The 12514-nt window shown below is 34.5% G+C and carries 14 protein-coding genes and 1 pseudogene; 12 read left to right on the top strand and 3 right to left on the bottom strand.

Annotated elements, in window-relative coordinates; translation table 11 throughout:
- Positions 1-72 precede the first annotated feature (72 nt).
- Positions 73-165: an IS3 family transposase gene (locus tag A3M5_RS26635; protein WP_082193962.1), complete on the bottom strand. Its 93-nt coding sequence runs from the start codon at positions 163-165 to the stop codon at positions 73-75.
- 96 nt (positions 166-261) lie between these two features.
- Here A3M5_RS26635 and A3M5_RS0109180 point away from each other — a divergent pair, with 96 nt between their 5' ends.
- From A3M5_RS0109180 to A3M5_RS0109165, 4 genes are all read left to right on the top strand, one after another.
- Positions 262-648, top strand: coding sequence for a hypothetical protein (locus A3M5_RS0109180; RefSeq protein ID WP_018393468.1), 387 nt, complete (start codon positions 262-264; stop codon positions 646-648).
- A 211-nt stretch (positions 649-859) separates the two neighbouring features.
- Positions 860-1075 carry a BhlA/UviB family holin-like peptide gene (locus tag A3M5_RS0109175; protein WP_018393467.1) on the top strand — a complete coding sequence of 72 codons (216 nt, stop codon included), beginning with the start codon at positions 860-862 and terminating at the stop codon, positions 1073-1075.
- 555 nt (positions 1076-1630) lie between these two features.
- Complete coding sequence (locus A3M5_RS0109170) at positions 1631-3031, top strand: alkaline phosphatase (protein ID WP_018393466.1); 1401 nt, start codon at positions 1631-1633, stop codon at positions 3029-3031.
- Between the two features lie 79 nt (positions 3032-3110).
- Complete coding sequence (locus A3M5_RS0109165; RefSeq protein WP_018393465.1) at positions 3111-3773, top strand: DUF4352 domain-containing protein; 663 nt, start codon at positions 3111-3113, stop codon at positions 3771-3773.
- 228 nt (positions 3774-4001) lie between these two features.
- Here the strand turns inward: A3M5_RS0109165 and A3M5_RS0109160 are convergent, their stop codons facing one another.
- Complete coding sequence (locus A3M5_RS0109160) at positions 4002-4514, bottom strand: complement C1q domain-containing protein (protein WP_018393464.1); 513 nt, start codon at positions 4512-4514, stop codon at positions 4002-4004.
- 240 nt (positions 4515-4754) lie between these two features.
- On the opposite strand from A3M5_RS0109160, the gene A3M5_RS23745 reads away from it, so the two are divergent.
- Together A3M5_RS23745 and A3M5_RS23740 are read left to right on the top strand one after the other, a co-directional pair.
- Positions 4755-5096 (top strand): site-specific integrase, encoded by a 342-nt coding sequence (locus A3M5_RS23745; protein ID WP_155894694.1) that lies wholly within the window; start codon positions 4755-4757, stop codon positions 5094-5096.
- Positions 5097-5108: 12 nt separating this feature from the next.
- Positions 5109-5390, top strand: a complete 282-nt coding sequence (locus tag A3M5_RS23740) for a tyrosine-type recombinase/integrase (RefSeq protein WP_286130597.1) — start codon at positions 5109-5111, stop codon at positions 5388-5390.
- Between the two features lie 172 nt (positions 5391-5562).
- Here A3M5_RS23740 and A3M5_RS23735 read toward each other — a convergent pair whose 3' ends face one another.
- Positions 5563-6531: an S-layer homology domain-containing protein gene (locus A3M5_RS23735; RefSeq protein ID WP_018393461.1), complete on the bottom strand. Its 969-nt coding sequence runs from the start codon at positions 6529-6531 to the stop codon at positions 5563-5565.
- Positions 6532-6824: 293 nt separating this feature from the next.
- On the opposite strand from A3M5_RS23735, the gene A3M5_RS0109145 reads away from it, so the two are divergent.
- The 6 genes and pseudogenes from A3M5_RS0109145 (at position 6825) to A3M5_RS23730 (ending at position 12393) form a co-directional block, all read left to right on the top strand.
- Positions 6825-7745 carry an HNH endonuclease gene (locus A3M5_RS0109145; RefSeq protein WP_018393460.1) on the top strand — a complete coding sequence of 307 codons (921 nt, stop codon included), beginning with the start codon at positions 6825-6827 and terminating at the stop codon, positions 7743-7745.
- Positions 7746-7838: 93 nt separating this feature from the next.
- A pseudogene (locus A3M5_RS22730) lies at positions 7839-8063 on the top strand (tunnelling fold family protein); the annotation flags it as partial.
- Between the two features lie 239 nt (positions 8064-8302).
- Positions 8303-8989, top strand: a complete 687-nt coding sequence (locus A3M5_RS26130) for a hypothetical protein (RefSeq protein WP_018393458.1) — start codon at positions 8303-8305, stop codon at positions 8987-8989.
- Between the two features lie 344 nt (positions 8990-9333).
- Positions 9334-9795, top strand: a complete 462-nt coding sequence (locus A3M5_RS0109130) for a membrane lipoprotein lipid attachment site-containing protein (protein WP_018393457.1) — start codon at positions 9334-9336, stop codon at positions 9793-9795.
- A 1173-nt stretch (positions 9796-10968) separates the two neighbouring features.
- Positions 10969-11100: a hypothetical protein gene (locus tag A3M5_RS25360; RefSeq protein WP_502685411.1), complete on the top strand. Its 132-nt coding sequence runs from the start codon at positions 10969-10971 to the stop codon at positions 11098-11100.
- Positions 11101-11256: 156 nt separating this feature from the next.
- Positions 11257-12393: an S-layer homology domain-containing protein gene (locus tag A3M5_RS23730; RefSeq protein ID WP_018393453.1), complete on the top strand. Its 1137-nt coding sequence runs from the start codon at positions 11257-11259 to the stop codon at positions 12391-12393.
- Positions 12394-12514 lie beyond the last annotated feature (121 nt).

Genomic DNA, 12514 nt, shown 5'->3' with positions numbered 1-12514 from the left:
AAGTGTCCCGATTCAAGGTAAAAGCGAAGTAGGACGTTAAACTGGTGTGCCCCCAAAAAGTTAGAGTTTATACTAAGCAGTTAATTGGCTGGTGTGAAGGCGGTATTGAACCGGACTCATTCCCGCCAATTTTTGCTTTATACGCTTGTTATTATAGTAATCTATATTAGGTTAAAAATATAATTTATACTTCATACTTTATTTGTCCAACCCCTCCCAACTACTCTTGCATTAAATATAGAGAAAGGGAGGTGAAATTATATGAGTATGGAGGACGTTGTTTCAATTGGAGCAAATTGTCTTGTTGAAATCAAAAATCGCTTTTTTCTTTTAGTGGAAATCGAAGTGGAAGCAGGTAATGTTGAAATCGAGGAATTCGTATTTATCGAATTATCAAAGCGAGAGGCCAAAGCAGTGTCTCGTGCAGGAGTTGAGCCTTGTACTATAAAATCTTGTATTCCAAGATCGGATGATTTAGAAGTAGAGTTTATTTGTATTTTGATTGTAGACGGAAAAGCATTTGAAGTGTTTGATGTTGAAAACGACACGGACGAAGCAGTTCTTGTCAAAATTTCATTAGAAAAGGCACGTGATCGAATTCGTCAAGGGGCAAGACGATGCACTGTCATTGAAAGATTGTCACATTGACATTAAGTTTTTTTTCGCGTCTAGTATGTAGTCTTTTATTTTTAACTAATTTATTATTAAAGGACTGTAGAAATAGTCAAGGCGTACTACACGCCTGCCAGTTTTAAAACTCCTAGGTCAACTTTCATCGGTTGACTTCCGTATTTTATGAGTGGGGAATTTCCTCACTCTATTTTTTTATTCATATTTTGTAATGATTGGAGGGTTAGGAATGGATTTAACACAACTTCCACCTGAAATGTGGGTACAGGGTATCTTCTGTATTTTATTCGTGTGGCTATTGAAGAAAGTAATGGATGAATCAGTGATACGAGAAAATAAACTGTACACACAGATCGAAAGGCAAAACGAGACACAAGATAAAATTGTTGGCTCACTTGAACGATTAGAAAAAGATGTATACGACATTAAGAATAAGGGAGAATAGGAATGGCAGAAATCAGCAACGCCTGAATCATCCAGCTACTCGGACAACAAAAAAGGTTTAAGTACGATTGACAATCAATGTTTAAACCTTTCTTAATATGATTATGTAATTTTTTAAACAAATACGATGTTAGTCTAAAAATGTTTTAGGAGATTAATGATTTATATTTTTTAATCGTTTTTAAAAGGTTCATTCTTAACGTAAATCAGGATATTTGTAGGATGCAAATTAACGATTGGAATTATATTTAGAAAGACTTCATTTATGACAATAATTTAGAATAGTGAAGCGGTGCCGAATATAACATGTTGTAAACAGGGTTAAGAAGGCGGTTTTCATTTGTGTTGGAGTTGTGAGTATTGCAAACGATAGCGTTAAGTGATCTGTTTTTCCCTAATAAGAAAGAACTGTTTTTTATGATTTTCATTACATAGAATAGCTTCGAATATTTACATCACTTTAATGGATGTTTACTTATTTTTAATAGCAGATTAACAGTTTTCCCTTATAGTAAATGTTGTCATCATATTAAATTAACTTTCGGAGGTTATGTAGATGTTTAAAAATAAGTTAACAAAAAAGCTTCTTCCAATTTGTGTTCTATCTACACTTGCATTGGGTAGCTTGGTTGGAACAATCCCTAATACAGACGCACAAGCCTCAGAAAAAAATCATGAGAGAAATAATGATAATACGAAAATTAAAAATGTTATTTTCTTAATCGGGGATGGAATGGGTGTATCTTATACTTCAGCTTACCGTTATTTAAAAGATGATCCTTCAACACCTGCGGTTGAAAGAACAGAATTTGATAAGTATCTTGTTGGACAACAGATGACATATCCAGAAGATCCTGCACAAAACATAACAGATTCTGCTTCTGCCGCAACAGCAATGTCTGCCGGCGTAAAAACATATAATGCAGCCATTGGGGTGGATAACGACAAATCTGAAGTAAAAACCGTATTAGAGACTGCAAAAGAAAAAGGCAAAGCAACAGGTCTTGTCGCTACATCTGAAATTACACATGCAACACCAGCATCATTTGGTGCCCACGATGAAAGCCGTAAAAATATGAATGCTATTGCTGATGACTATTATGATGAATTAGTGAATGGCAAACATAAAATTGACGTTCTTCTCGGTGGTGGTTCTTCAAACTTTGTTCGTCCTGACCGTAACCTTACGGAAGAATTCCAAAAATCCGGATTTAGTTATGTAACAAACAAAGAACAACTATCAAAGGATAAAAACGGACAGGTTCTCGGATTGTTTGCTTCGGGCGGTCTGCCAAAAATGATTGACCGTACAGAAGATATTCCTTCTCTTCAAGATATGACATCATCAGCCATTCAACGCTTAAACAAGGATAAAGACGGCTTCTTCTTAATGGTCGAAGGAAGCCAAGTAGACTGGGCAGGACATGATAATGATATTGTTGGTGCAATGAGTGAGATGGAAGACTTTGAAAAAGCGGCTAAGGCTGCACTTGATTTTGCTAAAAAGGACAAGCATACCCTAGTTGTTATAACAGCTGACCATTCAACTGGCGGATACTCTATTGGTGCTGATGGAGTCTATAACTGGTTTGGCCAGCCCATAAAAGCGGCTAAGCGCACACCTGACTTTATAGCAGCAGAAATTGCTAAAGGGGCAGATGTTGAAAAGACGTTAAAAACATATATTGATCAAAATCTATTAGCATTAACAGCACAAGAAATTCAATCTGTTAAAGAGGCAGCGGCGACTAAAAAAGTCACTGATATCGACAATGCCATCGAAACAATTTTTAACAAGCGTTCTCATACGGGCTGGACAACTGGCGGTCACACAGGTGAAGACGTACCTTTATATGCCTACGGACCTTATAAAGAACGATTTGCAGGACAAATTGATAATACAGATAATGCTAAAATTATCTTTGATCTTTTAGGCGAATCAAAAAATAAAAAATAACACGCATTAATAAAAAGATCCCGTTGCTCTCTAAAAGCAGCGGGTGCTTTTATTATGCTGAAATTTTAGGGGGATTCCTTTGAAAAGATTGTCTTATATCTTGATTTCTCTATTAGTTCTTACTGGCTGTTCAGCAGCAAATAACGCTGAGAATCAAGCTACTGAAGATCAAGTGAATACAATTGACCAAACAGAAAAATCGGACCAAACTATAAAAAAAGATGTATATGTGCCCAACCCGCAAATAACGGACGACATTAATCTTGTGACAGTTGGAGAAACCGTAACCGATGATAAAGGAGAGCTCATACTAAAATCTTATAAAAACATCAATAAAACGGTTAATATAGGCGCGGTTGAAATGATCGTAAAAGAAGTAAAAGTGATGCATTTTGTTCCAGATTACAGCATGATTGATTTTTTTCATGCCTATACTCATGAAGAAGAGTTTGACTTTGTTAAAGTAGGTGTAGCAGTTAAAAATACATCTAATGAGGATGTAAAGTTCACACCGGTTGCTTTTGTTAAGACGAGCAGCGGTGAGCACAAAACATGGGAAGAGGACATTTATCTCGAAGAATTGAATGGAGAAATACAAAGAAACGGTGTTAAGAAAGGCAATATGGGCTTTATACTTGAAAACACGGATGACATTAAATCAATTGAGATTCTAACAAGCGATGTTGTTAATAACAAGGACGTAAGTGTCGAAAAAGCGAAAAATATAACAATCGATCTTTAATGGAGAGCCCGTTCGTAAAAGTACACCTTAATAGACTATATAAAATGAATGATTTAACGTCTATTAATTATATAAAATAAACCTTCATAAACGAATATTAAATAATTTACCTTTATATACTAAGATGTAAAATTATAAAGGCTTTCGAGCAGCTATCAAAATATTATATTGCATTAAAAATCCCCCAAACTTTAAAGAGTTTGGGGGATTTTGTGATGGATATATCCTTTATTTAGGAGATGGGAATCTAGCTGCTTCAAAGTGGCTAGAATTAAGCCGAGGAGGCGTAGGATTATCTGGCACGATGATACCATTCACAGATGCTTGGGCAAAGACCTCTACCTGATCTCTGGCATTTAAATTAAGGATTGTAGAAACAGCAAGTATATTTGTGAAATTTGGTAGTGGTCCAAAGAAATCATTATCAACTGCTACATTAATGCCATTTACACGAATACCTAACAAAACGCTATGATTTACATCCGCGGCAGGATCAAACGCAATAGTTGCAATGATGGAATATACTCCATCTTTTCTTGGAACAAATCTAGATGCAATAGGATTATATTCATTCGCTAGATCGAATTGCTGGTTGTCAAATAAAACTTTCATAGGCACGTCTGCGATAAGAGCTTGAGGTATAGATTTAGTGGCTCTAAAAGCTGATGCTCTTACTAGTTTATTTAACTTTCTATCTTTGCAGGGTTCTTTCTTTTTACAATCATGCTTGTGATCATTCATATTATCTCACATCCTTTCATTCTTTTACTTCATATTATTCAGTAAGTGTCATAAGTTCTTGTACACTTTTCTCTGTTACTTTGAAAATATTAAATAATTTTCAAAGTAACAGAGAAAAGTGTTGCGTTGGATAACCCCACCAGTAGCGATCACTTTTTTTATTTGTTTACCGCGTATCTGAAACAGGACGACAAAAGTGAAAATACAATTAAGGGTTATATCTAGAGTGTGAAAGGATATATGCAATGGTTCGATCAATCCAAAGGAATGGAAATCAGCAAGCTGCATCGGCAGAATGTGAAAGAATATGTATCCTATGTGCAGACGGTGAAAAATGTAAAACCCAAAACGATTAATACCAAATTGAATGCGCTCGCTAAGCTGAATGAATTTCTTGTCAATGAAGGGATTCAATCTGATAGGGTCTTCACAAAAAAAGAATATATGAAGGTGCAGCAACCATTTGATTCATTAGCGAAAGTGGAATATAAAGATATCGAGCGGTTCCGACAAATGATACTGGACAGCGGAAACAAAAGAAATTATGCGATTGTGACCGTTTTAGACTATGCCGGATTGTAGATTAGTGAAGCCTTGAATTTGAAATTGCAGGATATCCATATGAGCAGCCGGGAAATAGATATAGTGAAAGGGAAGGGCGATAAAGCCCGCACCGTTTACATGAGTGATAAAGTGGAGGAAGCGTTAAAAGATTGGTTGGATGAAAGAAGAAGTGATTCTGACCATCTTTTCGTAAGCAATAGAAATAAAAGAATGGACAGAACAACGATCAATAAACTGTTCAATGACTATTCAAAGAAAATGGGCAAAGAGATAACACCGCATGCACTACGCCACTTCTTTTTCCTACATTAAAAGACAAGTATTATTCAATTATGTATTAAGTCTTTGTTGTGCAGAGCGGTTCAGTTACATGAGCCGCTTTTTCTTTATTTTATTAAAAATAAATACATAAAGTGCAGCCAATTAAAATTGTTATATGAGAACAGTTTTAATTGGCAGATAATGCAGATTCTAAATTAAATAACTAATTTTTAAGTTGAAAGCCGTAGATAGCATTCGTCAATCTATATTGAATACGTTCAAATGCTTTTGCTTCACGTGATTCAAGTTGATTAGATTCATAATAAGGATGCTCACCAACACTTTGATAGCAATAGTAGTAGTTATTGTACTTTTTAATTATATCGTAAGGTGCTGTTTCATAGTAATCCCAATTTGATGCGGGAATGATATGAATTGAAGCAAGGTAAGGTTCAAACCCAAGATGTGCGGTGTTATTGTAATAAAAGTGTGTTGAACGAACGCCATCCTCATTTACCTCATCTTCAAAAATTACTTGCGACTTCATGTAGTTGGGCAATTCAATCTTATAGTTAAAACTATCATTGTAAAAAGTAAACGTTTTAAAGTCATCACTTATAACTTTTGCTAAGAAGACAGAAAACTGAGCACGGGTAAGCGTTGCACTTGGTCTAAATGTGCCATCAGGATAGCCTACAGTGATATTATGTTCTGCAAGAGCGGAAATGTATGGTCGTGCCCAATGACTTGATGATACGTCTTTGAAACTAACATTCTTGGTCGCTTTTAATTTAAAAGCAGATACAATCATCCTAGCCATTAATTCACGTGTCATAGGCTCATTTGGTTTTAAATGAGTACTTTTTGGAAAAATCCCTTCATCCATAATAGCCGCAGCATGTTTATAACCACTATTCATTGTAGATAAATCTTTAAATCCGGGATTTGGTCGGTTTGATAAATCTAAATTTAATGCATTGGCTAGTAAAATCATTGCTTGTATTCGAGTTACAGGTGCCTGTGGACGAAAAGAATCGTCATAAAAGCCATTAATGATTTTTTTGTCCGTTAAGTATGTAATTTCATCTTTTGCCCAATAGGTATTGTCAACATCTTTGAATGCAGCTGAAGCAAAAATAGCACTGGTGAAAAACAAACAACAAGCTATCAGCATACTAAAAAGTTTTTTCATAAAGATCCCCCCATTTTTAAATTAGTTAAACTATTCAAGGACTCCTTTACATTACCAAATATCTATAATAAAGGATATAATTAAATAGTAAATATTTCAAACAAGAGAATAATTAGTCACAAAGAAAGCAAAATCCGAACATGTCATATTGGCATGTTTTTTCTTTTTCAATGAGCAGCATGATAAAATATAATTAAAAGAATGTGCGAGGGATAGAAATAATGAGTAATTTTAAATAGATATATCGAATATAGATGATTTTTTAATATATTTTATAGAATTGAGGATATAGTATGAATAGTTTTGTTGTCATGCAAGGCCACACATATCAAGAAGAAAAAGAGCAAGGTATTATTTGGTCACCTCAAAAAGATAAAGGGGGCAATACGCCGCATTCGTGGTTGCGCATGACCAATGTGAAGGAAGGCGATAGATTCTTCCATTATGTAAAAGGAAATATCAATGCAATTAGTGTTGCAGTATCAAACTGCCAAGAAGCAGCTAAGCCAACTGCCATACAAAATTTCGAGCAATGGGGAGAAAATGGCTATTTAGCACAGCTTCAATATCATGAATTAGAAATGCCTTTAAACATACGTACGAATTTCGATGCATTGCTGCCACTTCTACCGCTTAAATATTCACCATTCCAACAAGATGGTAATGGTAATCAAGGTTACTTATACCCATGTAATGAAGAGCTAGCGATTAAATTATTAGAGCTTATTAGTGATCTTAATATTTATGAAGTAGAGGTAGAGCAGCTTGAATTAGCGATGGGCACAGTCCGTCGAACAGAGCGTAATACAATTGTACCAATAATTGCTGAAACAGAAGCGGAAGCGAAGGCGAAAATTCGTTTAGGTCAGCAAAAGTTCAAACGTGAATTATTGCCTTTATGGGATCATAAATGTGCACTTTGTGGAATTGAACTACCTGCGTTATTACGAGCAAGTCATTCAAAGCCCTGGAAAGATAGTACCGATGTAGAGCGAGTAGATCCGTTTAACGGTGTGCTTTTATGTTGCAATCACGATGCATTATATGATAAAGGCTATATCGCATTTGATGGACAAGGACGACTGCATATTTCATCTCAAATACCAGAAATGGATTATGTCAAATATAATATTCATCCAAAAATGAAGATTGCTCGATATGAAGAAAATAAGCCGTATTTCAAATGGCATAAAAGGGATATTTTTCAATATTAAAATCCTACAATAAAGGCATAGAGTATGACTTACTTTGGTGGCTATAAGGAACATTTCTTTTAAAAAAGCTGTCAAAGCTTTTTCAGTTACCACAACCAAAGTGATATTCATGAGGACTGCATGAACATTATTTTAAACGACCTCGTGGAGCTGATGAATCCCCGCTATATTGAAGTAAGGGGAAAATTCACACCGCGTGACGGCATATCCATTGACTCGTATACGAATTACGGACGTTCAGGGACGAAGTATGAGAAGATGGCGGAGTACCGAATGATGAACCATGATCTGTATCTAGAGACGACTGATAACCGGTAACGGGGCTGAAATGTGACCAGAAAAACCGCTGTTTTTCAAAAAATGTGATCGGGAATGTGATCAAGTGATTCAGAAAATAGCAGGATGTGACCACTACATTATACGTAAAGATGAGGTATCTCTGAATGGAGGTATCTTTCTTTTTATTTATTAATTTTGTTGTTATATGCTTTATTTAAAGTCTAAGGAGCATTCTTAAAAAAGGTTTCCATGCACTACAAAAGCGAGAGGAGCGAATTATGAAAGGATATGTAGGTGTTACTTCTAGGGAATGGTTTATGTATTTATCAAATAAAGATAACATTAGTGAAGTGAATTTTTGGCGTAAAAACACGGATAATTTTAACGTATTAACAAAGGATGAACCATTCTTTTTTCTAGTGAAAAATGAAAAAGGTGTAAAAGGTGAGAGAACTATACTAGGCACAGCAACCTTTGAAAGATTTGAAACATTAACAGTAGCCGATGCGTGGGATAAATATCGAAATGCTAACGGTGATGAAATTAAAGAAAGTTTTATCACAAGAATGAACGATATGTTCGGTACTGATACGTCTACGGCTAAAATAGGGTGTATTATACTGTCTAATTTTCAAAGGTTTGATAATCCCGTGTATTTAAGTGAGGTAGGCATTGAGTTTAAAAATAGTGTTGTGTCTGGAAAGGGTGTAAAGGAAACAGAAGCAAATTCAATTTTAGAATACGGTTTTGCTAAACTGCAAAATACGTTAAGAAAACTAAAGGAGTTAAACACTATTGGATTTACGGAAGATGACGAAAGTTTTCCGGAAGGGAGGCCTATGTTGAAACTACATTTAATTCGAGAACGAAATACCAAAGTTATTAAACTAGCAAAAGAAAGATTTTTAAAGTTGCACGGCAAGCTATTTTGTGAAGTGTGTGGATTTGATTTCGAAGCACGTTAGGGCAGGATTGGTGAGGAGTACATAGAAGGTCATCATACAATACCTATTTCTGAGATGGATGAAATGAACGAACAAAAGTACAGGATATAGCCCTTGTTTGTGCAAACTGTCATCGTATGCTGCATCGTAAAAGACCATGGTTATCTACTATTGAACTTAAAGGGTTATTAAAGAAAGGTAACGTGTCTTCCTCAAAATCGAAATATTAGCAAAGAATAAATATTACCAAAAAACACTTATATCCAATAGTATCGAAATATGGTACTTTTATTATAATATAAAAGGTTCATGTTTAATCAAAGTAGATGGAACGTTAAAATAAAAAAGTCTTGTGGGAGAACGTGATGAAAAAATTATTTTTGATAACAGTGTTAGTTTTGGTTTTAAGTGCTTGTGGTGGTAGAGATTTGTCTAATGTAAAAACTTCATTATATGGGCATTGGAAAGACGAAGAATCAGACACTCATTACTATATTAGCGATGGGAGCTTTATTCAAGTAGATGATGAGGGTCAAGAAGAAAAAACGTATAAAGTATTAGAACATGATGAAGTGAAAAATATTATACAAATTAGAGAAGAAGGCGAGGATGGTTCAGGATTTATTAGAGAAATTACATTTGATAATGATGAAAGAACATCTGCTGAAGTATTAACTGACTCATCCACATTCGAGTTTGGAAATGAAGTAGGCGGATCAGAAGATGCTGCATTGAATGAATTTGTAAAGCAGACTATCAAAGAAAATATGACCGTTCAAGTATTTGAAGAAAATTGGGAATATCTAGATGAAAAACAAAATCCATGATTTAAATTATCGACTTATTGATACAACTGTTTTTTATCTATAAATTAGTAAAATACAACATAACTAAAACACGTCAATTAATGGTGTGTTTTTTCTATGTCATATTTTGTGTAGAGTAAAAAATGCGAAATGTCGCTGTATCCTACACAAGGGAATGACACTTTTTCAAATACTAATAATTACTTAATTTTTTTGCTTCCTTTTTCTTCAATCCACGTTTTTTCATTTCCAATTTTATTATGGATAAGTTCTTCTTACTTTCAATGTACTTATTGAGATCATAAAATGATTGTCTTTGTTTAAAATATTTTCGTTGCTGTTTGTATTTAATGTACATATCTGCTAGTTCTTTGTTTGTTAGTGCCATCGCTACTCACTTATGCCTTATATTAAGTATACATTTTTTTTAGGTTAAACAATTTTTCATTATAATTCAACAGTAAATTTTTAGGGATTTCATCTTTTTTTGATGCGTAAAAAGAGTTTTTTAAAACACTCTTTTTAAAAATATTGTTGTTTTCAATTGCCTTTTATCTTTGTGCTGATGATTAACACGATCCAAGACAACAATCCAATCAGGTAGACAGGTAACACAAATATTTTCATTACCTTCATCCACGTAAACTCATTAAAGCCATTCGGAGGGAAGGGCGGGTTTACACTCGTGATAAAATAACCAACAACAGAACCAAAACCTAAAATTAAAAATATTTTATAATGCTTATTTTTGTAAGCTAAATACGGCAGTGGAGTAAAGAGAAGCAAATAAATGATACAAGTGAAAAAAATGTAAACAAAAGTCATACCATCACTTCTTATTATTCTTAGGTGTACGAGCAAGTACTGCCGTTAGTGTTGTCGCTACAACAAAAATAAAAATAACATAGAAAAAAGGGATGATGAAATGATCGTAAAACCAGGACATAAAATTCCACCTCTGTTTTTTCTTTAGTATGCACAATAAAAGTTGGGGCTATTAATTCCCCATATATTTAATTTTTAGAGGAGCGTTTGAGCAGCAAAAAAATGAATCGTTTTTTCGTATACTGCATATTCCATTCATCAAAAACAGTTGGTATTTATGCAAAATTGCTGTACTAGTGGCGAATGAAACAGGGCTGAAAAGGCTGATTGGATGCGAATGTATAGAATTTGCATATCGAGGTTTTTCTATTGAAACGGCTAGTTCGGGACGTAGCAAAGCTGCAAAGTATTTTAAATTATTCTCATCCATCCCTCACACTGGACTGTATCGGGATGACGGTAGAAGAAATTGAGAAGGATTTTGAAACATTCAAACTGTAACACGTCAATTAATGGCGTGTTTTTTTGCAGTCAATAGTCATGACTAGTTATCATAATTTTGTAAAATATTATAATATAAATTACATAAAATAAAGGAATTGGAAATTATATATGGAATAAGTAGGAGCTGAAATAAATAGAAGAGGGGAATAAGTAATGAGAAGAGTGGTGAAAGTTGCACTAAGTTTTATTTTATTGACTAGTTTGTTGTTACCATCTATTCAAGCAGAAGCAGCAGGGAAATTTAGAGACGTTGCAAGTAATCATTGGGCAATAAATCAAATTGAATTTTTAAGTAGTAAAGGAGTAATTAGTGGTTTTAGTGACGGAACTTTTAAACCAGAAACGAATGTAACACGTGGTCAAGCGGCGATCATGCTTGTTCGAGCATTAGATTTAAGTCTCTCAAATCGCTCAAACCCAGGTTTTAAAGATGTATCAACAAAGCATAGTGCCTACAAATACATTGCAGCGATTGTAGATGCCGGGATTTACCCTAAAGGTGCAAAATATGAACCAGACAAAACACTGACACGTGAAGAAATGGCACGGATGCTTGTGAATGCCTATTCGTTCAAGGGACAAAAGAATGTGACGTTTTCGGATGTATCAAAATCTTATTGGGCACAACCATATATCAGTTTACTTGCTGAAAATGGAATTACTGCTGGGTTTTCAAATGGAACATTCCAACCAAAAGGTGCTGTCACACGTGCTCAATTTTCAGTCTTTTTAAGTCGTTGTCTAGATGATCGATTTAAGGTTGAGCCAGTAACAGGGAATAACGTACCTATATTGATGAAAGATATTAAGTTTGGAATGACATACCAGCAGGTCATAAGCAGGGAAACAAGAGAAATATCTTATAATTTTCCTACTGGAGTTGCGTATTATGCAGAAAAATATGGTGTTAACACCTATCTTGATTATTTTTTTGAAAATAACCAATTAGACTATATAATGTACGATTTTAATCCAAATGATGATTATTTTTCAGATGATGAACTATGGGATATATATATCGCCTTACAAGAAGTGGCAGCTAGTGAGTTTGGCGGCACGTATTATTACGATGAGGGGAATTATGGCGATTACGTTTCTTATTCAAGTTTGTGGTTCATGAACGGTTATGAGGTATTTCTCTACGTTACAAATGAAGACGGAATCAACCAAATAACTTTATCGTATCAATTACCGAGTTACACAGGTGCTTCAGAACAAGACAAAAAGAATCGACTGAATCATTTGATTCAAAAAGCTAAGCAACATAGTCAGCAACTTAATGAACATTAAAACTTTGAACCGTCAATTAAGGCGGTTCTTTTTTATTCTGCTAGATGTACCAAAATGGATTCTAAGCCGTCAGGTCATGCTAATTTATAAACTTTACAAAATTACATAGTCGGGGGTATTA

This window comes from Bacillus sp. 37MA (assembly GCF_000372765.1).
Taxonomy (GTDB): domain Bacteria; phylum Bacillota; class Bacilli; order Bacillales; family Domibacillaceae; genus Domibacillus; species Domibacillus aminovorans.
The sequence above is the reverse complement of the archived record's forward strand: the minus strand, read 5'-3'. Positions and strand labels throughout refer to the sequence as shown.